The organism is Helicobacter magdeburgensis, assembly GCF_000765825.2.
Taxonomy (GTDB): Bacteria; Campylobacterota; Campylobacteria; order Campylobacterales; family Helicobacteraceae; genus Helicobacter_C; species Helicobacter_C magdeburgensis.
This window is the reverse complement of the sequence record NZ_JRPE02000003.1, coordinates 26659-48432: the sequence shown is the minus strand read 5'-3', so window position 1 is coordinate 48432 and position 21774 is coordinate 26659. Positions and strand designations below refer to the sequence as shown.

16 protein-coding genes and 1 tRNA gene are annotated in these 21774 nt (G+C 36.6%); 7 read left to right on the top strand and 10 right to left on the bottom strand.

Features of this window, described 5'->3' with window-relative positions:
- Positions 1-10: 10 nt before the first annotated feature.
- The 8 genes from LS74_RS02660 to LS74_RS02625 form a co-directional block, all read right to left on the bottom strand.
- The gene (locus tag LS74_RS02660; RefSeq protein ID WP_034585364.1) at positions 11-325 is read right to left on the bottom strand and encodes a thioredoxin family protein; all 315 of its coding nucleotides are present in this window, start codon (positions 323-325) and stop codon (positions 11-13) included.
- 9 nt (positions 326-334) lie between these two features.
- Positions 335-1324, bottom strand: a complete 990-nt coding sequence (locus LS74_RS02655) for a YeiH family protein (protein WP_034585367.1) — start codon at positions 1322-1324, stop codon at positions 335-337.
- Positions 1325-1881: 557 nt separating this feature from the next.
- Positions 1882-3654: a DUF5710 domain-containing protein gene (locus tag LS74_RS11240; RefSeq protein ID WP_236096778.1), complete on the bottom strand. Its 1773-nt coding sequence runs from the start codon at positions 3652-3654 to the stop codon at positions 1882-1884.
- Positions 3651-3932 carry a type II toxin-antitoxin system YafQ family toxin gene (locus tag LS74_RS02645; RefSeq protein ID WP_034587484.1) on the bottom strand — a complete coding sequence of 94 codons (282 nt, stop codon included), beginning with the start codon at positions 3930-3932 and terminating at the stop codon, positions 3651-3653. The genes LS74_RS11240 and LS74_RS02645 overlap by 4 nt, the downstream gene beginning before the upstream one ends.
- Positions 3932-4264, bottom strand: a complete 333-nt coding sequence (locus tag LS74_RS02640; protein ID WP_014666173.1) for a hypothetical protein — start codon at positions 4262-4264, stop codon at positions 3932-3934. Before LS74_RS02640 ends, LS74_RS02645 begins: the two co-directional genes overlap by 1 nt.
- A 218-nt stretch (positions 4265-4482) precedes the next feature.
- Positions 4483-5766, bottom strand: coding sequence for a tyrosine-type recombinase/integrase (locus LS74_RS02635; RefSeq protein WP_052086425.1), 1284 nt, complete (start codon positions 5764-5766; stop codon positions 4483-4485).
- Between the two features lie 62 nt (positions 5767-5828).
- The gene (locus LS74_RS02630; protein WP_034587483.1) at positions 5829-6269 is read right to left on the bottom strand and encodes a replication/maintenance protein RepL; all 441 of its coding nucleotides are present in this window, start codon (positions 6267-6269) and stop codon (positions 5829-5831) included.
- Between the two features lie 416 nt (positions 6270-6685).
- Positions 6686-6761, bottom strand: a tRNA-Phe gene (locus tag LS74_RS02625).
- Positions 6762-7073: 312 nt separating this feature from the next.
- Between LS74_RS02625 and LS74_RS11050 the strand changes: the two genes are divergently transcribed.
- The 5 genes from LS74_RS11050 (at position 7074) to LS74_RS02600 (ending at position 15920) form a co-directional block, all read left to right on the top strand.
- A complete protein-coding gene (locus LS74_RS11050) occupies positions 7074-9071 on the top strand; it encodes a methyl-accepting chemotaxis protein (protein WP_034587482.1) in 1998 nt (665 codons plus the stop codon).
- Between the two features lie 232 nt (positions 9072-9303).
- Entirely contained in the window at positions 9304-10395 is a 1092-nt protein-coding gene (locus LS74_RS02615) for an NAD(P)-dependent alcohol dehydrogenase (protein WP_004087112.1), read from the top strand.
- A 267-nt stretch (positions 10396-10662) separates the two neighbouring features.
- Positions 10663-12513 (top strand): site-specific DNA-methyltransferase, encoded by a 1851-nt coding sequence (locus LS74_RS02610; RefSeq protein WP_034587481.1) that lies wholly within the window; start codon positions 10663-10665, stop codon positions 12511-12513.
- On the top strand, positions 12506-15052 hold the full coding sequence (locus tag LS74_RS02605) for a DEAD/DEAH box helicase family protein (RefSeq protein WP_138128774.1): 2547 nt from the start codon (positions 12506-12508) through the stop codon (positions 15050-15052). The genes LS74_RS02610 and LS74_RS02605 overlap by 8 nt, the downstream gene beginning before the upstream one ends.
- Before the next feature lie 106 nt (positions 15053-15158).
- Entirely contained in the window at positions 15159-15920 is a 762-nt protein-coding gene (locus LS74_RS02600) for a TSUP family transporter (RefSeq protein WP_034588711.1), read from the top strand.
- 8 nt (positions 15921-15928) lie between these two features.
- Here LS74_RS02600 and murD read toward each other — a convergent pair whose 3' ends face one another.
- Together murD and mraY are read right to left on the bottom strand one after the other, a co-directional pair.
- Positions 15929-17182: a UDP-N-acetylmuramoyl-L-alanine--D-glutamate ligase gene (gene murD, locus LS74_RS02595; RefSeq protein ID WP_034588709.1), complete on the bottom strand. Its 1254-nt coding sequence runs from the start codon at positions 17180-17182 to the stop codon at positions 15929-15931.
- Positions 17183-17209: 27 nt separating this feature from the next.
- Positions 17210-18289 carry a phospho-N-acetylmuramoyl-pentapeptide-transferase gene (gene mraY, locus LS74_RS02590; protein WP_034588707.1) on the bottom strand — a complete coding sequence of 360 codons (1080 nt, stop codon included), beginning with the start codon at positions 18287-18289 and terminating at the stop codon, positions 17210-17212.
- A gap of 122 nt (positions 18290-18411) precedes the next feature.
- Here mraY and gpmI point away from each other — a divergent pair, with 122 nt between their 5' ends.
- Both gpmI and LS74_RS02580 read left to right on the top strand, forming a co-directional pair.
- Positions 18412-19881: a 2,3-bisphosphoglycerate-independent phosphoglycerate mutase gene (gene gpmI, locus LS74_RS02585; RefSeq protein WP_138128772.1), complete on the top strand. Its 1470-nt coding sequence runs from the start codon at positions 18412-18414 to the stop codon at positions 19879-19881.
- A 179-nt stretch (positions 19882-20060) separates the two neighbouring features.
- Positions 20061-21773: a hypothetical protein gene (locus LS74_RS02580; protein WP_138128770.1), complete on the top strand. Its 1713-nt coding sequence runs from the start codon at positions 20061-20063 to the stop codon at positions 21771-21773.
- Position 21774 lies beyond the last annotated feature (1 nt).

The window sequence follows — 21774 nt, the reverse complement described above, 5'->3', positions numbered from 1 at the left end:
TCTTGCAAAGCTACAAAAGGCTATTTAATGCTTCTCTAATGCTTTCAATAGAGCGAAGTTCAATGAGACGCTCCCCCACTTCCTCTCCATTTTTGTAAAAAATAAGTGTGGGAATCTTGCGGATATTCAGCGTGTCTTTAAGCTCAAGCTCCGTATCAAAGCCTACTTTATAAAACTGAATCTTCCCCGCAAACTCTTGCTCTAAAATCTCAAGCATAGGATCAATATGCCGACAATCAGGACACCAAGATGCACTAAAATCCACCACCACGCACCCTTGTTGAATGACTTCATAAAATCGTGTTTTGTCAATATTTTCTATCATTTTGCTCTCCTAAAACATAAAATACACTAAAAAATAAGTGCCACATAAAAGGATAATAAACAAAACTAACGCAAGGATAAATGTCTTTGCCCCAAATGAGATAAATTTCTGCCAATCAATCTGTAAGCCAAGTGCGACCATCGCAAACACAAGCAGGAGCTTTGAAGCAAATTGTGTAGATTCTACAATAAAAGGTGGAAAGTCAATAAAGGAGTTTAGCAAAATCACGCCCAAAAAGCCAAAGGCAAAATAGGGAATATAAAGTGTGCCTTTTTGTTTGCTATCATTTGAAGCAAAGATAAGATAAGAGATAATAAGCAAAAGTGGCACGAGCAGCACTACACGAGTCATTTTCACAAGCAGGGCAACACTTTGAGATTCAGGTGAGATTGCCGCTGCTCCTACGACATTTGCTACTTCGTGCAAACTCCCGCCGATGAAAATCCCCCACTGATAATCGCTGAATGGCAGAAGCCCACTATAATACACCAAAGGCAGGATAACCATACCTATAAGCCCAAAAATCACAATAAATCCCAACGCCACAGAGCTTTTGCTAGGGCTTGATTTAAGCGTGGATTCTAAAGCGAGAATTGCCGCTGCTCCACATACCGCACTGCCAATGCCTACAAGCAAAGAGATTTCTCTATCAAGCTTTAAAGCCCTGCCGATAAAAATCGCAGAGACAAACACTACTGCTACCACAATTAAGGCAAGAAGAAAGCCTTTGAATCCAAGCGTGGTAAGTTCATTAAGCGTAATAAAAGAGCCATACAGCACAATGCCTAACCGCAGGAGCTTTTTAGCACTAAAGTCCATACCTTTTTGGAGATGATAGACTCTATTGAGTTTGGGGTAAAAGGGCGAGAGAATACTGCCAAGCAAGATTCCAATAATGAGTGGGGAAAGAAAAGGCGTGAGTGTGGAGGAGATAAACATAGAGATAGCACTTAACACGCTAAGCAGCACAAAAGCGTAAAAAAAGCCAATATTTTTCATTATTTTTCCTTAATCAAAGATTCTAAGTTTGGGAGCTTGGCAAAATATCAAATGCAAACGCTTAAAATAACTTATGTTTGGGATTATAGCTGAAGTGAGTAAGATTTTGATAACGATATACAGAATCTGCAAGTGGTGGCTCGAGGCGGAATCTTACACAATACTTTAAACGGCCTATACATAGCATTTCAGTAACTATTTAAATTTTACATTTCCTTTATACTTTCCATAATTCTTAATTTTTTGCATTATCCACGATGATAAATGCTTCGCATTTCTAATCGTGTGATTAACACCAAAATAAAAATACTCTTAAAAAGCGTGGAATCCTATCAAAAATCAAAAAACTATGCAATAGTAGTGGTAAGTATTAGTTAGTGTTTTAATATGGTTTATTTTGGCTTTAAATGCATTTTTTTCTTTTTGGTGTTTCAAATCTGCTTGTTTAGAAATACGAAGCATAAGCGAAGTATTTATCAACAAGCATTGAAAAAATCACGCGGAGCAACGCTCCACTAGGATTTTTTCAAAAAAAAAAAAAAAATGAAAATTTGATTTTATCTCTCAAAGTCTTTGTTTTTGCGTGTTTGTGTGAAACTAGAATCTAAATCCTGCTCTTGTAGTTTGTTTTGCTCTAATTCTTTAAGTCTGTTAGCTAACATTCTTACACCTATTTCTATTGATTGATAACTTTTGCCCTCTCTACCTACAATTTGAGCTATTTCATTTAATGCTCTATCTTTTTCATTTTCTGCTAGTTTTGTCTTTGCAAGCTCTTGTCTTAATAGTTCATTTTCTTGCACTAGATTGCTAGGCTCAATAAATGTTGTGGTGGCATAGGTTGTCATAATCACACCAGAATCGTAAGGCGAAGCAATGACAATGGGTTTTCTCTCTCCGCTTGTTGCGATATTTGGCTCTTTGCTAACTTTTTCATTTGCTTCTTGTAGGGTTGTTTTTAGGGCTTCAATCTCGGCTTTATGCCTTTCTTGTATCTCTTGTTTTGCTTCTGCAATAGCGGTGTTTAAATCATCTTGGGTAAATTCTTTCTTTTTGGCATTCTCTAAACTTTGCTTTAAAAGGTCTGTGCGGATTTTGTAGTCATCTTTGTCGCAGAATCCCCACTTAATCATTTCTTTTCTAAGGACTTCATATTCCGCTTTAATAGCTTTTATGGTTACAATTTCTTTTTTGGCATTCTCTAATGAAGCTTGTGCGGTGTTGCGTTCGCCACGCACCTTATCAAGTGCTTTATCTTTTTCTGCCACTTTATCGTGTAATTCTGCGATTTCTTGGGATTTTGTCTTAAAGTTTGGTAGCCACCATTTAGCAAATGGAGTGCAATCTACTTGTGGTATATACCACTGCTTTTTGTCCCTATCCCACTTAGCTCCTAGCTCCTTTGCTTCGTCTTTTTCATTGTATGGGACATTGAGATAGATTATCTCGTTTTTATCGCTTGTGAGTTTGATTTGTGATTCTTGTGGCTCTTGCGTGATTTGGTCTTTTAGTTTTGTGATAGCAGATTGTAGAATTTCACGCTCTTTTTGTATTTTTGTTTCTTGTTTGATTTCATCAGCAAGTTTGGCAAAATATCTAGGCTCTATGCGTTCTCGCTTACTAACACGCTTATCAATACCCCGCTCCATTTGTAGAATCTCAGCGACTTCGGTTTGCATTTGTCGCAATACGCTAGGCGTGATAAGCTCTCGGCGATAATTGTTTCTGCCACTTTCTTTATCAAGCGTTATAAACTCCAAATGGGCGTGGTGATTGATTTGCTCTAGCCCATTATCATCAATATGCCCTTCATCTCTATGTATGGCGATTTGATAGCATTGGAATCCATACTTAGTTTCAAAATGCTTTGCAAGTCTTTCTAAATCCTGCATTGTGGTATCAGGCTTGATATTGCAAACAGCACTCCACTCGTAACTTTTGGCTTGTAGTCTTTGCCCTGTGCGTGCGGTGTATGCCCTACTTGCTTCATCTATGAGTTTTTGTTTGAGAATTTGAGCTTCCCTATTGTCTCTATTACACTCCACGCCCATACCACCACTTTCTAACAAATAGCTAGGTGGCTCTGTGCGGTCATTGTGACACATTTGGATAGGGTTTGATTTTTTGAAACTTATGCTTCCTTTTTGGTTGCGTGGTGCATTTTTGCTGGATTCTAAATGAGCTTTAACTTGGGCTTTTTGTTGGGCTTTTTTCCTGTAATTTTTGGCTTTTGTAATTTGTGCTAATGCTTTTTTTGCTTGTGGTGTATAAACTTGTTTGGGTCGCCACTGCCTTGCTTCAAGCTCTTCTTCTAACTCTTGTTTTGTCATTTGCTAAATCGCTTAAAAAGGTTGTTGTGATTATCTATTGCACAGAGAGTAAGCATTGTGTCAGTAATTTTATAAAGCACTAAAATATCGCCTTTTAGGTGAAACTCTCTATAATCTTTGAGTTTTCCTTGTAGTTGGTGGTCTTTATATTTTGATTCTAGTGCTTCGCCACTGCGGAGCTTGTCTAACAATGGATTGAGAATTGTTAGGTCAAATCCATTTTTGGCTAATACTTGTGCATCTTTAAAGAAAGATTTTTTATATTCAAGCTCACGCATTAGAGATTATTCCTACTTGCCTGCTCCATAGCCTTAAGTATATCTGTCGGCTCATTTGATGGAGTAATGATAGCTGTCTCGCTCGTTAAAGATTCTAAACACTTTTTAGTTGGCTCTAGCTCCTGCTCCATTTGCATTATTTGTTTTTGGCGTATTTTTATTTGTGCCTTTTGAACTTCTATTAGATTGTTTTTTAAGGCTTCAATTTTCTTTTCAGCCTTAATTCTTGTTGCGTCAAATTCTTTTTGTGTTTGTGTGATTTGTTTATGAATTTTCTGCTCCAAATTTGTAAGCTTTCTGCTTGAATAAGTTTCTAATACTGCTGCATTCATTGTCTATCCTTTTTAAGATTGGTTGAACTTGTGAAATTATATCTTAAACAAATTAACCTTTTAAGGTGGATAATTTGCAAATTATTCACCTTTCACAAGTTCAAGGCATTAATTTGCACTGCGTGGCTCTAAATTACAGTATAGTTTCACTAGCAGGACGGAGAAAATCGGGGTCGTTAATCTGTCGGTGAGAATGACCCCGCTCACCCCTATCCTGCTTATCCCTGCATTTTTATAGGTAAATTACAATTAAAATCACACAAAGCATTCAAATAATCCCCATACCATTGCATTAGAATCCTCTGCTGTTGCAGTGTGCTTTTTTCTCGCTCATATGCATATTTAATACTATTTGTCTCTTTATGTGCCAAACAAACCTCAATCACTTCATCACTAATACCCATTTGTAATAATTCAGCTTTATGTAAAGTGCATATAGTTCTAAATGTGGCTCTAAATCCGTGAGTAGTAACCTTGCCTTGCCATTTGCCTTTATTTAGTCGTCTTAAAGCCTTGCTTAGTGTGTCTCTATGAATATGTCCCTCTTTGCTAAGAGTAGGGAATACAAATGAGCTATTAAGCATACCAAAGTCTGCTTTTTGTAGCTCTAGGATTCTTAAGGCATAAGAGCTAAGAGCAATAGTAAAAGGCTCTCGCATTTTCATTTCTTTGGCAGGTATGCTCCACACTTTAGTTTCTAAATCTATGTGTTGCCATTTGCTACCTGCAGTATTTGCTGGGCGATTTACACATAGAATCTGCAAATATAATGCCCTCTTAATTTGTTTTTCTATATGTGCCGCACTTAAATCTTGCAAAAACTCACGCAAATCATTCTCTTTAGTCAATGCTGCAAGGCGTGGGTCAATATCATTGTCTATGTAATACCTCTTAATGCTTGGAAATTCTTTTTCTAGCCCTAGTGTTGGGTCATACTCTATATAGCGGTCTTTTAGTGCAGGGGCTAGGATATTTCGCAAGGCAGTCTTTGCTCTTTTAATTGTCTCTAGTCTAGGTAAGCGTGGATTGTTAGAATCAAATATCGTATTAAAGACTGATAGAATATTTGAATACTTAATCTCTCTTGCGTCTAAATGTCCAAAATGAGGCAATAAATGTCTATTGCATAAATTTTCTACAACTCTAATTGTTCTTTGAGTTTGTCCTTTTTTACGCTTTTGTGCGATGAAATCCTTGTAAAGCTTCTTAAAGAGATACTTGTCTGTATCTAACTCACCACCACTTTCAATAATTCTAAGCTTTTCTGTGGCTTCCTTTCTTGCTTCTGCTACACTATAAATACCTTGCCTAAATCGTTTGAGTGGGATATTTTTTTCCTTATTACCATTTCTCAAACGCAGTGCAAAGGTTTTTGTGCCACTTGGATACACAAACAAGATGAGCTCACTAGGATTGCCTACAACTACACGATATTTCTTTTCTTTTGGTTGTAATGCTCTTATATCCTTATCAAATAGAATCTTTCTAGCTACTCTACTCATTTTTCACTTGCCTTACTTCATCTTTTGCATTGACTTGTTTGTATCGTATCTCAAGCACAACTCTACGACTCATCAGCACTATCCATTTTTTTATATCGTATTACAAACGCATTGTAATCTTGCTCACTGCAAGCTTTGGGACCTATGAAGTAGGGGTTAATATGATATACACTGCCCTTTTTTTTCATAAAGTTGCTATCAAGCAAAAATTTAAACAGCTCATTGATTGTGCTTTTTGCCACTTGTGTTTGCTCTGCTATATGCCTTTGTGTGTATATCAAATTGTTTTCCCTATCCAAATGCTCTACAACCCAATGGATTACTTTCATTTTAGAATGGCTTATGCCCCTATCTAGCAATGCCATAAGTGGAGCAACTCTCACCCTTTGCCAAGGCTCATCATCGCCATAATATTCAATGATTTCTTGCAAATTAAGCACTTCGCCTGTTTCTGCATTAACAAATTGCTTTGCACCAGCTATTTTTCTCTTTGGCTCTTTCATAAATCTCTCCTTGTGAAAGTATGAAAAATCCTACCAAAAGTTCGTAAATAATTAGAATTATTGGTATATTATGGACTACTTTTTGGGGAATTTTGGCGGTATTTGTAGGTCGCCAGAATGGAACTTGTTTTGAATACAAAATTGTTATAAAACATCGTATAGTAGGGCATTACAATGATTTTTTCAAAAAAAATTCTCTTCTCTAAAGAGAATATATTACAATTACAGGCGCGCGTGATACATATATGCGAATATGCGAAAATTTACCTTTCCTATCTAAACTCTTTCCATAATTTTTTCCAAAATAAGTAGAAAACAAATGAAAACAAATGATAGTCAAATGAAAAGATAAGAGCCTTAAATAGCGGTATTTGGTAGTTATTTGAAAACGAATGAAAATGAAAGAAAAGTAATCGTGGTGGCTCGAGGCGGAATCGAACCACCGACACGGAGATTTTCAGTCTCCTGCTCTACCGACTGAGCTATCGAGCCATACAAAAAAGAGTGCGGATTATACTCTACTTGGTTTGAAATTTGGCTTAAAAAGTATGAGAAATATTAAAAAATAGATTCTATTAAATCTTTTTTCTATAAAAATATAAACTTTCATAGTAGCAGTATTAAATTTTGATATTGAGTTAAGATAGATAGCAGTTAGAATGAAAACAGGGATACTTTACACTTAATTTACAAAATTTATGTAAATATTACTTTAAATTTGGATTGTTTTATTATATAATCCCAAGCTTGTTGTGCGATTTACAAACAAGCACATTATTTTAGAATCTGAAATGGAGAGTGTTGATGTTAAAGAGTGTGAGTGGAAAGATTGCTATCACGATCGTGGCATTGCTTCTTGTGTCGTTTGCATTGTTGGCTTTGGCGAGTTTCTCTCTTACTAAATCCAGCATTGTTACAAGTGTAGCACACGGCAAACAGGAGAGTGTGAAAAATGCGGAGAACTTTATCAACGCATATTTTGAATCTAAACTTCACTTCGTAGAAGAGGTAGCACAGGAAATTGCCCAAGGCGGAGATTTGTCTTATGGGGTGATTGCTAAAAAACTAGAAGATGCCTTTAAGCTCACTCCCATTCATCTTGATGCTTTGTATATTGGCTACGAAGATAATGGATTGTTGATTAAAACAGATATTCAGTCAAAAAATAAGGCTTATATCCTTGATAAGAGCAAAGGCTTTGATTCCCGCACACGCGAGTGGTATCAAGCAGCTAAAAAGACAATGAAATCTGGACTTTCACGACCTTTTAATGACATCACAACAGGCGAGTTGATTGCCACGGCTTTTAGTCCACTTGTCGTAGATGGTAAGCTTGTGGGTGTTATTGGAGCAAATATATTCCTAAAAAATTTGCAACACGATTTTGTGTCGCTTAAAACAACACCAAGTAGCTCGGTATATCTCGTTGGCTTTGATGATAGGGGCAACTATAACATCGTGCATTCTGATGAAAAAGTGCTATTTTCGCAAGATTCACAAAAAAATGAAGTATATGATTTTCTCTATGCTCACACACCTAAAACGCCTAATACTCCATCAGAAATTATCCATTATACCTATAATAGCATAGAAAAAATGGCAGTATGTATTCTTAATGACCATAATTGGCTTCTTTGCTCGGCGAATTCTGAAGAAGATTTTGAACAGGAGTTATATTCACTTTTGATGTCTCAAGTTGGGCTATTTTTTGTCGTTGTTGTGATTGTGGCGATTGTGTTGTATTGGATTGTGGTGTATCAATTACGCCATATCAAAAATATCACACAAGGACTTCTAAGCTTTTTTGATTTTATTAATCATAAGACTAAGGACACACCACTTTTAGGTTTGCAGACACAAGATGAGTTTGGCGTGATGGCAAGGGCGATTGATGAGAATATCACAAACACTAAAGAATCGCTTTCAAAAGATAAACAAGCTATCGCTCAAACGCTAGAAGTTGTCAAAGCCATAGAATCTGGTAATATGACAGCACGGGTGAATGTGAAGCCCACCAACCCACAGATTAAAGAGCTTGGCGAGATTCTAAATAAAATGCTAGCCGTGTTAGAATCTAAAATCGGTGCGGATATGAATATGATTTCTGCGGTATTTGCAGCGTATGAAAGACTTGATTTTACTCAAGATATACCTGATGCAAAGGGCGGTGTTGAGGTTACAGCAAATATGCTAGGAAAAGAGATTGTCCAAATGCTTAAAACTTCATCGGGCTTTGCTAATACACTTGCTGAGCAAAGCAAAGAGCTAGAATCTTCAATGAATAAGTTGCTGCAAGGGACACATTCTCAAGCAAGTGCTTTAGAGCAGTCTGTCAGTGCGGTAAGTGAGATTAACGCATCTATGCATAGTGTGAGTGAGCAAACTACAGAAGCTACCGCTCAAGCCCAAGATATTAAAAATATTGTGAGTGTGATTCAGGATATTGCTGAACAGACAAATCTTTTAGCACTCAATGCCGCCATTGAAGCTGCTCGTGCTGGGGAACACGGACGGGGCTTTGCGGTTGTGGCTGATGAGGTAAGAAAACTTGCTGAAAAAACAAGCAAATCACTAGGCGAGATTGAAGCAAACATTAATATGCTTGTGCAAAGTGTCAATGAGATTTCAGAAGCGGTCAATGAGCAGACTTTGGGACTGACACAGATTAATGATTCTATTAATCAGATTCAGATGATTACGCAAGAAAATGTCCAAATCGCGGATTTGACAAATGGCATTACACAGCAGGTTAATGGTATTGCAAGTGAGATTCAAGCCGATGTGCAGAAAAAGAAATTTTAACTTACCCTAGATTCTACAAAGCATAAGGCGTTGCAGAATCTTAAACTTTAGGGTTGTGGCGACTGTCGTAGCTCTTTTATTTTTTGACATTTTCCCCTTGACAAACACTAGGTGTTAGGCTTTATAATATCACTCTTAAAGATTTTATGTGTTTGTCTAAACCCGCTTGTTAGCACTTCTTATAAACAAATATTATAGAATCTTAGCTATTTTACTACCCAAAGGAATTTTTATGCTTTTAGAAGAAAACTTAGCCCAAGCCAACAATGGGCAAAAAATCAGTGCAAAAGGCTATGCAGTAGCCCACAAAGACGACACATTTAAGCCTTTTCACTTCACTCGCCACGCAATGGGAGAGAATGATATTTTACTTGAGATTCTCTATGCTGGAATCTGCCATAGCGATATACACTCTGCTAGAAGTGAGTGGAAAAGTGGGATCTATCCTATGGTCCCCGGGCACGAGATAGCCGGGCGTGTGGTAGCTGTGGGTAAAAGCGTGAGTAAGTTTAAGATTGGCGATTATGCAGGCGTTGGCTGTATGGTGAATTCCTGTGGGGAGTGTAGTGCGTGCAAGCAGAGTCAAGAGCAGTTTTGCGAAAATGGTAAGGCGGTTTTTACCTATGATTGCCTTGATTGCTTCCACGATAATGCCCCAACCTATGGCGGCTACTCAAATAATATTGTTGTGAGTGAAAACTTTGCGATACAAGTGCCACAAAATGCCCAGCTAGAGAAAGTCGCCCCACTGCTTTGTGCAGGGATCACCACTTATAGCCCCTTAAAATTTAGCAAGGTAAAAAGGGGCGATAAAGTCGCGGTAGCGGGATTTGGCGGACTTGGGCTTATGGCGGTGAAATACGCCCTTTATCTTGGGGCGGAAGTGAGTGTGTTTGCACGAAATACACTTAAGGCTCAAGTTGCTAAGAATCTAGGTGTAAAAGCCCTTTACACTGCCACAAGTGAATGCAAAGAGCGATTTGATTTTATCATCTCTACCATTCCTACGGCTTATGATGTCAATAGCTATGTGGATTTGCTAAAGTTTGGCGGTGAGATGGCAATTGTTGGGCTGCCGCCTGTGGAGCTAAAAACGCATATTGATGTAACAAGGCTTGTTTTTTCTGCGGGTAAAAAGGTGTATGGCTCACTCATTGGCGGTATTAAAGAGACGCAAGAAATGCTAGATATTTCTATCCAGCAGGGAATCTACCCTGAAGTAGAAATCATTAGTGTAAAGGACATTGACACAGCATATAGCAATCTCACAAACGGCAAGGCAAAATTCCGCTATGTGATTGATATGGGAAGCTTGGAGGGATGAGACTACAAGGATTCTGCTAGAATCCTTGCTCTAGATTCTATTACTTTGGGTGAGTGTGGAGACTAAAAATATCAAATACCAAAGGCTTTGGACTTGACTATAACATATATTATTTATAGAATCTCGTTTAGTTTTGTTTTCATAATAACAAACGAGCTATAGATGGCTTGAAAGCAGTGCTAATATATGAGTCTGTAGGCAAAGGAGATACTTCATATTCTTACATTGTAAGTTTTTACACATTACATTTTGCAGTTAGGAGAAGTTATGAAAAATGAATTATTGCAAGATTTAGAAAATCGCTTTGAAACTTTAAAGCATATTAGAAATTTAGCACAAAGCTATGATGAAAAATTGTTTTGTTATCTTTTGGAGCAAAGCACATACAAAGATGAGTTTAAGAATAGATTTTTTATTGTGCGAAATAACACTTATATTTTTAAGCTTAATGACTTTTTGACCTTTTTAGACCTTAGAAATTTAAGCGGTAGCTTCACAAGTTATACAAATAAAATAGGACTAGCATTTAAAACAAAAAGCTTTTTAAAAACAAATAATGAAGTCGTGCTAAACTTTGCTTACAAAGATGGCGTGATAAAAGGCGGACAAAGTAAAGATGAGGATAAAAAGAATGAGATATTTTTCAATGAGATTCTAGCAAAAGATGAAATAGATGTGTTGTTTGCAAGAAAAGCTTTGCAAAATTTTGAGCTTATAGGGCAAGGGGATTTAAAAGAAAATCTTAACAATGCTAATCTCTTAATCAAAGGCAATAACCTTTTAGCCCTGCACTCTTTAAAAAAGAAGTTTGCAAATAAAGTAAAACTAATCTATATTGACCCACCTTATAATACAGGCAATGATAGCTTTAATTATAATGATAACTTCAATCACTCCACTTGGCTAACATTTATGAAAAATCGCCTTGAAATTGCAAGGGATTTTTTAAGAGATGATGGCGTGATATTTATTTCCATTGATGAATATGAATCACACTATTGCAAGGTTTTAATGGACGAAATTTTTGGTAGGGATAATTTTGTGGGCGATTTTATCCGCAAGACAAAAAGCACAACAAATGATTCAAAAATAGGGCTAAATTATCAACACGAATTTTTACTTTGCTATGCAAAAAATAAAAATAATGTAAATTTACTAGGGGGACAAAAGGACTTAAGCAAGTATCAAAATCCAGATAATGACCCTTTTGGCGCTTGGGTCAGTGATAACCCAAGCGCCAAAAGCGGTGACCCAAAAACGGGATATTTTGCAGTAAAAAATCCTTACACGGGAAAAGAAGACTATCCACCAGAGGGGCGGTTTTGGCTTTTTTCTCAAAACACAATCCAAAGGCATATTGATGAGGGCAGAATCTGCTTTAAAAAAGAACATAAAGATGATGAAAGAGGGTTTATCTATAAACGCTATTTGAAAGATTTAAAGACAACAAAAAAGACTTTTGATTCTTTAAAATTTGTAGATAATGCTTTTATGAATCAAGTTGGCACAAAAGAGTTTGTAAAACTTTTTGGCGATAGTGCAGTTTTTAAAAACCCAAAACCTGAAAGTTTAATCTATGAAATTTTAAATCATACTACAAACGAAAACGATTTAGTAATGGACTTTTTTGCAGGAAGTGGCACAACTCTAGCCGTCGCTATGAAAATGAAAAGGCGATTTATAGGGATTGAACAAATGGACTATATAGAATCTATCACAAAAGAGCGGCTTAAAAAGGTGATAAATGGAGAGCAAGGGGGGATTAGCAAAGCGGTAGATTGGCAAGGAGGTGGAAGCTTTATTTATGCAGAGCTTATGCCTTTAAATGCAATATATAAAGAGAGAATAAAAAATATAAATGATGAAAAAATGCTAGATTCTATTTACAAAGATTTAGAATCTAAGGCTTTTTTGGATTATCGTATAGATTTAGATAGTATTTTAAAAGATAAAGAGTTTAAAGAATTAGATTTACAAGAGAAAAAAGAAGTTTTGCTAGACATTTTAGATTCTAATATGGACTATGTGCTGTATGGGGATATAGAAGATGAGGATTATGCAATATCTAGCGAAGTTATAGAACTTAATAAAATATTTTATGGTGATGATAATGTTTAATAAAAAGTTATATGAGACCTTACTAGAAGAGTTTGGAAAAAGAGGGCTGGAAGATATAGAGATACCTTTGTATATCAAAGAAAATTTATCTAAAGAGCTAAGAATCTACCAAGAAAAAGTACTGAAATATTATTATGCTAATGTAGATTCTATAAAACAAAATCATTTAATGTTTAATATGGCAACAGGCAGTGGGAAAACGCTGATAATGGCTGCTTTGATACTTGATTGCTATAAAAGGGGATATAGAGATTTTATTTTCTTTGTAAATTCTAATTCTATATTGGAAAAAACTAAGGCGAATTTTGCTGATAAATATTCAAGTAAATACCTTTTTAAAGAGAGTATCAATATAGATTCTGAAAATGTAGAGATTAATTTATTAAATAATCTAAGTGAAAGTAAAGATGAATGTATCAATATACATTTTACGACTATACAGGCTTTGTTTTCTTTATTTAAAACAGAAAGGGAAAATTCTTTAAGCTTTAGTGATTTAGTGGATAAAAAGATTGTGTTATTGGCTGATGAAGCACATCATTTAAATAGCGATACTAAAAGTAAAAGTGAAAAGGAAAATAAAGAGGGTTGGGAGACAATCATAACAAAGGCTTATGAAAGCAATAAAGAAAATTTATTATTTGAATTTAGTGCTACGATACCACAAGAGGCTAATGTTTTAGAAAAATATACAAATAAAATAATTTATGAATACGCTTTAAAAGAGTTTTGCAAAGACGGCTATTCTAAACGGATATTTCTAACAAAATATAACAATGAAACTTTAGAGTATAGAATCTTAGGCAGTATGCTAACAAGCCTTTATAGAGAGCTACTCGCACAAAAGCATAATATCATACTAAAACCTGTAATAATGTATAAAAGTGAATCTATAAATGAATCAAAGCAAAATGAAAAGTTTTTTATAAATTTTTTAGAAAATTTAGAAGCTTCTCAAATAAGTAGCTTTTATGAAAATATTGATAAAGAGAGTGAGCTTTTACATAAAAGCTTAGAATTTTTTAAAAAAGAATATGGTTTATCGTATGCAAATAGCATTATCAACTTTTTAAAGAATAATTTTAAATCATTGTATATATTAAATACAAATGATGAAAAAGAGCTTGAAAAAAATCAAGTATTATTAAATACTTTGGAGGATACAAGCAATGAAATAAGAGTGATTTTTTCAGTAGATAAACTCAATGAGGGTTGGGATGTGCTAAACCTTTTTGATATAGTAAGACTTGGTAGTAATAAAGCTAGTAAGGCTATTACGACTAAGGAAGTTCAGCTTATAGGAAGAGGTGCTAGATATTATCCTTTTAAAGACCCATCATTTATGTTTGATAGTGATTCTATTTATATAAGAAAATATGATAATGACTTAGATAATGAGCTAAACGCCCTAGAGAGACTAAGCTATCATACCATTAATGATGTCGCATTTATTAAAAATCTTAATGAAAGTATGAATAAGCAAGGCTTGTTATTTGAAGAAGAAAAAAGGCGTGTAGATTTAATTGTCAATGAAAAGATAAAGCCTATTATTGATGATAACAAAATTTATTATGCCAATAATAAAAGGATTAGAAGAGGGGATTTACAACTTTTCTCTATGACAAGAGCTGAAATAGAGCAGAAAATAAAGGGACTGCAAATTCCACTTTTTTCAAACTCTATAAAAGAAAGTGAAGAGAAATTTGAGATTGTGAAAGAAGAATATGATTTACAAAACTCTTCAACGCTTGAATCTATTATAGATACTAAATATTTTCTTAAAGCAATGAATATGTTAGGGCTTAGTTTTAAAGAAATTAATAAGAATCTTGACTTTAAAAGCAAAAGGGATTTTATAGAAAATTATTTAAAAAAAATATATGTATGCTTTTCAAAAAAACAAACATTTAATATGGAAAATAAACTTGAAATAGCAAAGTATATTTTGGAAAATTTTAAATCCTTAAAGCAAAGTATCAAGCAAGAATATGAAGTAAGTGAGTTTCAGTCTCATAAATTTAATATAGGCGATAGAATAATCTTTAAAAATGATGATAATTTTGAAGATTCTAGATTCACTTGGTTATATCATAAGACATTTTGTTATGATAGTAAGCTAGAAAGAGAATTTTTGGAATTTATAGAGAGCAGAAAAGATGATATTGATAAGATGTTTTCTCAATGGTTTATTATAAGAAATGAGGGATTTAAAGAATTTAAAATTTATGATAATCGCGCAAATGAAGTAACTTATGGAATGGGCTTTGAGCCTGATTTTATTTTCTTTGGCAAAAAATTGAGTGAAAGGAATGATAAGTTTTTAAGTATTCAATGTTTTATGGAGACAAAGGGAGAGCATTTAGCCCCTAAAGATAGTTGGAAAGAGGATTTTCTAGCAATGCTAAAGGGCAAAAAGCTTGACACAGATACAAATCAAATATTGACATTAGAATCTTTACCATTTTTTATAAATAAAGATATAAGCAAAAATCAAACATTTATTGATGAATTTGATGGGTTTTTAAATAAGCAGAAATAAGAGATAGAAAGCTTGGTAATTTATTAATGGCAGATTCAAACAACTTTGTGAAAAAACATTAAGCTTTGCGAACTATGATTATACAAGGCAAAATAAAGGTTGTGGTATGTTTGGCAGTATTGAAGTAGTTTGGTATATTGTGCTGTTTGTGGCATCTATCTTTGGTGGGTTTGTAGGCTCACTCTCTGGCGGGGCTGGAATGATAACTATGCCCCTGCTTTTGTTGAGTGGGCTAAATCCCCTTCAAGCCCTAGCGACAAACAAGCTTCAAGCCTGTGTGGGTTCATTCACCGGGGCGGCTCATTACTATAAAAATGGACTAATGGACTTTCAGCAAAGTCGCATTTGCATTGCCATAGCGGTGATATTTTCTGGCTTGGGGGCTTTTGCTGTGCAGTTTGTATCGCTTGAGATTCTATCTAAAATCCTGCCTTTTGTGATGATTCTTGTAGGAATGTATTTTTTGTTTTCACCAAAGCTAAGTGATGAGGATAGGGCAAGGACAAAATATCCCTTGCTTTTATACGCTTCTTGTGCGGTGGCAAGTGTGTATGGTGGGCTTTTAGGCGTGGGGATAGGCTCTTTTGTGCTGATGATATTTGTTAGTATAGCAGGTTACGGCTTGAGTAAAGCCCTAGCACACTCTCGCGTTCTTGTTTTTAGTATCAATCTCTCTTCGGCATTGCTTTTTATTGCAGGTGGGAATGTGCTGTGGATTCTAGGCATATTAATGTGTGTAGGGCAGATGATAGGGGCGAGTCTGGGGGCGAAACTTGCCATAAAACACGGAGCGAAAATTATCCGCCCTGTGGTGATTTGCCTATGCTTTATTATGTCTATAAGGCTGATTATTAAAGAGTTTTTTTAGTGTTCATCTTACTCATTTTGTAGGGCAAGTGAGACAAAGAGTTCGCCCCTTTGCTTATATGAGCTAAATTGATCTAGGCTTGCCGCAGCGGGGGATAGCAAAACGACATCTTTAGAATCTGGTGTGCGTTTGGCGTGGATTTTACCCATAGCGTTTGTGAGATTTTCACATTTTGTAAGGGGGATACCATACTGCTTTGCTAAAGTGGCTAGACGCTCTTCATTTGCCCCAATGCTAAAAATCTCAATATCCGCTCCCTGCATAGCTTCAAAAAGGGGCGTGAGATTTGCCCCCTTGTCATCACCGCCTAAGATAAGCATAAGGTGCGTGTTAGCATAGCGTTTAATCGCTTGAATGGTAGCATCAACATTTGTGCCTTTGCTATCATCAACCCATAGGCGATTATGCTTATCATAAAACTCTTCAATCCTATGTTTGCCTATGCTAAAGGTGTTTAATCGCTCTATGTTATCGGCTTTAGCGGCGAGTTTTGCAATACTTAAAGCAATCACGCTATCAAGCAAAAAAGGCTCTTTAAACACAATATCTTGCAGGGCGATAGAGCATTTTTGGGCGAGATCAAGGCTAGATTCATAAGTGATAAGATTGCCTTTGTATTGGGCTACTATCTTGTGATTAACAAATTGTGCGGGGATAATGGCGTGGGTTAGACTATCCATAATTGTAAGCGGGCTAAGCTTGTCGCTAATGTAGTTTTCAAAACTGCCGTGCCAAGTGATATGATCTTCTTTCACAGGCAAAAGAGCGTAGATTCTAGGGTAGGCTTTGTGTGTGTAGTGCAGGGTAAAGGAGCTAGTCTCAAGCACCCATATTTTTGTGGCTTTGTTTTGATATAAAAGGGCTAAGGGCGTGCCGATATTCCCTCCGCTTTGTGCGTGAAAAGGCTCTAAAAGCAAAGTTGTCATTTCCGTGGTGGTGGTTTTGCCATTTGTGCCACTTATCCAAATGTTTAAGGGCGGATTTGCTTCATTTTGTAAGAGCATATTAAAATAATCATACTCGCTTATAAGATTTTGTGCCTTTTGCACGAGCTGATGATAGGGCGGAATGCCCGGACTTAGAATCTCCATATCACTAGATTCTGGCTTAAAGGCATTTGAAGGGAGCAGGGCATTGCCAAAGCTATCTGTGCTTGCAGATTCAAACTTATCATCATAAATATGAAGTGTATGTCCTTGATTGTTAAGGAAGCTCACAAGTGGAGTGGTCGTAACGCCATAACCAAAAATACTGATACGCATAGATTTTCCTTATAGATTCTTAGATTCTTAGCGGATTTTAAGGCTAAGAATGGCGATGAGATTTGCTAAAATCGCAATAATCCAAAATCGCACAATGATTTTATTTTCCGCCCAGCCTCGCACTTCAAAGTGATGATGAATAGGTGCCATAGCAAAGATTCTTTTCTTTCTATATTTATAGCTCCCCACTTGTAAAATCACCGATAATGCTTCAATCACAAAAATAATGCCAATGAGTAAGAGCAGAATCTCATTATTTGAAACAATCGCCATAAATGCGATGAATGCCCCAAGGCTAAGGCTTCCACTATCTCCCATAAAGACTTGAGCCGGGTGGCAGTTATACCACAAGAATCCAAAAAGCGCACCAATTAGGGCTACCGATAAAATGGCTAATTCCCCACTATCCACGACCTTGGGCCATAAAAGATAGCCAGAAAATCCTGCGTGTCCAGCCACATATACAAAAATGGAGAGTGAAAATAACGCACAAATGCTAGGCACAGTAGCCAAGCCATCAAGTCCATCGGTGATATTGACCGCATTACTTGTGGCTAAAAATACAAGTATCCAAAATCCCAACGCAAGGACAGGGATTCCAGCGATTTTAAACGCACCTAAATCAAAAAGCGGATATTTCATAAATGGCACATAAAGGTTTGTATTATGCCCGATATATAAAAGAGCAGAAGTAACAAGCAGTGCTACAACAAAGAGTAAAAAGAACTTCATCTTAGCACTCATTCCCGCGTTGCTTTTTGCTGATATTTTCATATAATCATCTCTAGCTCCAATGAGTGCAAAGCTCACAATACAAAATAGCCCAAGCAACACATAGGGATTAAAAAGATTCGCACAGAGTAAAGAGGCAAAGAGCATACTTACAATAAAGACAATTCCGCCCATTGTGGGAGTATTTTTCTTACCCTCGTGTGCGGCTACATAAGTGGATATGGGCTGATTAGCCTTTTTTGCCTTTGCCCATTTGATGAAATAAGGCATAAGCAGCACAGCACTTCCAAAGGCGAGAAAAAACGCCATTCCCGCACGGAAAGTAATGTAGGAGAAAATATTAATCCCAAAATGTTGGTAAAGCCAATAGAGCATATTTGAATCCTTTGGTAGTTATGTGAATCTCACATAAAGCTAGGGAATTTGATTTGGTTGGTGAAAGATGTTTGATTTTAGCTACAATTAGTTAATTTCAATCAAATATTAAAGGAAAGACAATGAAAGCGATTCTTGTGATTACTGACGGGATAGGTTATAGCCATAAAACAACACACAACGCTTTTTATCACGCCAAAAAGCCAAACTATGATTATTTATTTGAAAATGTGCCTTATGGTATGATTGATACCTTTGGCTTGAGTGTGGGGCTGCCGGAAGGGCAAATGGGAAACTCGGAAGTGGGGCATATGTGTATTGGCTCGGGGCGGATTTTGTATCAAGATTTAGTTAGGATTGCAAATGCCATTACAAGCGGTGAGTTGGCTCAAAATCCTGCGCTGCTTCAAGCGGTGGCAGATTCTAGCGTGGTGCATTTATGTGGGTTGTTAAGTGATGGCGGGGTGCATTCGCATATCTCACATTTTAAGGCGTTAGTGGAGATTTTATCCATTCAAGGCAAAACTATCAAGCTTCATCTTATCACTGATGGGCGAGATGTCCTGCCACAGAGTGCATTAGGGTATTTAAGCGAGATAGAAAAGCTGTGTAATGAAAAAGTAAGTATCGCAAGTATTTCAGGGCGATTTTATGCTATGGATAGGGATAAGCGGTGGGAGCGAGTGCAACAAGCCCATCAAAGCATAGCACAAGGCAAGAATCCTAGCTCCCTTTCTCCGCAAGAGTATATTAAGAATCAATATAATCAAGGGATTTTTGATGAGTTTATAATCCCGGCGAGTTTTGGCGGATATAAGGGTATGGAGGCAGGAGAGGCTTTTATTTTTGTGAATTTCCGCTCTGATAGGGCAAGAGAGATTGTAGAATCTTTAGGCAATCCACAATTTAGTGAGTTTGAGCGAGAGTTTATCCCGCTATCTATCGCCACGATGACAGAGTATGATGCGACATTTCCCTATCCCATACTTTTTCCCAAGCAAAAGGTGCAAAATACCCTTGCAGAAGTCATTGCCACAAATGGTTTAAGGCAGTTTCACACCGCTGAAACAGAGAAATACGCACACATTACATTTTTCTTTAATGGTGGGCGTGAAGAGCCATATCCCAATGAAGAGCGTTGCCTTGTACCTTCACCTAATGTGAAGACTTATGATTTGCAACCGGAGATGAGTGCAAATGAAGTGAGTGAATGTGTGCTAGGGGCGATGGAAAAGGGCTATGATTTTATTGTTGTGAATTTTGCTAATGGCGATATGGTAGGGCATACGGGCAATTTTGAAGCGGCGATTAGGGCTGTTGAAGCGGTGGATTATGAGCTTGGCAGGATTATAGAATCTGCTAGGGCAAATGACTATGCGTTATTTATCACAAGCGATCACGGCAATTGCGAAGAGATGAAAGATGACAATGGCAACACACTGACAAATCACACAATCGGGCAGGTATGGTGCTTTGGAATGATTAATGGAGTTACACATATCGCTAATGGTGGATTAAATAATATCGCCCCAAGCATTCTAAAGGCGATGAATCTGCCTATACCGCAGGAGATGGATAAGCCGTTGTTTTAGATTCTAGCCGCAAGGACAAAATGGCATATTGTGAGTTAAGAAAAGATGAGTGTATATAGCGATAAGAATCTAAGCTTAAGTAGGATTCTTGCAAGTTTAGAGTCTGCTATACACACTCTAAAATCGTAAAAGCAACGATTTTGCTACAATACAAACTTTAATCACAAAAGGCGAGTAAAATGTATCCCCTAAACCTCCCAGAAGAAGAGCTAAAGCACAAAGTGGCAGCTGATTTTTTCAGCCCAAACCCACAAAGTGAAAATATCAAACTAGACAAAGAGCAAAAAGCCCTTTTAAAATATCTAGATTCCACGCAGATTCTAGGGCGGATTGATTTTTGTATAAGCTACAACGCAAAGACACTTTTCCAGCCTATAAACTTTTTGTGGGCAGAAGCCAAAAAAGGCAATAAGGCAGATATTATAGAATCTTTTATCCAGCTAATCCTAACCATAGGCAAGGAAAAAACCTATGAAAACAATCTCCCGCCCATTTTCTTAGGAGCGCTCGATTGTGAGAAAATCGCCTTTATCCCCTACCACGAGCTAGATTCTATATTCACACAAAATGACTTTAATTGGAACGTAACCCCAAGTAACCACGACACAAAAGAGTTTAAAACACTCCACACCAAAACAAAAGAACTTTTAGAATCTAAAAAATTGCAATTTAGCTTCAAAAGCGACTATAAAGAATTACAATCTTTCATACAAGCAAATTTCACGCTAAATAATGAAAACATCGCCAAAATCCCCATAACCAAAAACAACTTCACCACCATTTATCAAAAGTGGCTTACAAGCGTAGCCCCAAGCATTGGCATTGATTGGAATCTTGCTAAAAACGCAGGGATTTTAGACGCAGATTTCTATCTAGCAGATTTATTAAGTGCTGAAAATCAAAGCCTACTAGATAAACTCTTTGTCGTGCTAAAACAAACGCATTATGAGTTTAATAAAACCACCACATTTATGGGGACACAGCAAAAAGATACCGCAAGTTTTAATGATAATCAAAAAGCCCACACAGCCTTTTGGAATCTCTATGAACGACCACCAAAAGAGGAGTATTGGAGCTACATTATAGATAGGCGAGATTTGCTAGTCCCTAGCGATATTAGAGAGCGAAAGGGTGCGTTTTTCACCCCGCAAATTTGGGTTAGCAAAGCCCAAAGCTACCTAGAAAAAGCCCTAGGTGAAAACTATCAAAGTGAGTATTATGTATGGGATTGTGCCGCAGGGACAGGCAATCTACTCACAAACCTTACAGAATCTCACAGGCTCTATGCCTCTACCTTAGATAAAGCCGATGTAGAGATTATGCAAGAATTATCAAGTGAAAATGCCCTGCACCTACTGCCAAAGCATATTTTTCAATTTGACTTTTTAAACGATGAGTTTTTTGACAAGCCTTGTGATAAACATACTAAAAATGGACTAGATTCTAAATGCCCTAATTGCGTAGAATCTAAACTGCCAAAATCCCTGCAAGAGATTCTAAAAGATGATGAAAAACGCAAAAAACTCATTATCTTTATCAATCCACCCTATGCGGAAGCCGCCTCAGCGACACAGGTAACAAATACAGGCAAAAATAAAGATGGCGTAAGCCTAGGTAATGCCACTTATGAACGCTACAAAGATTCTATGGGGAAGGCGAGTAATGAGCTTTTCGCACAATTTTTCTTTAGAATCTATAAAGAGATTCCACACTGCCACCTAGCCGCCTTTTCAACACTGAAATATGTCAATTCTAGTAATTTCATAAAGTTTAGAGAGACTTTTCAAGCAAAATTTCTAAAAGGCTTTATCGCTCCAGCTTACACCTTTGATAATGTCAAAGGAAACTTCCCCATAGGCTTTTTGATATGGGATTTAAGCCAAAAGGAATAGT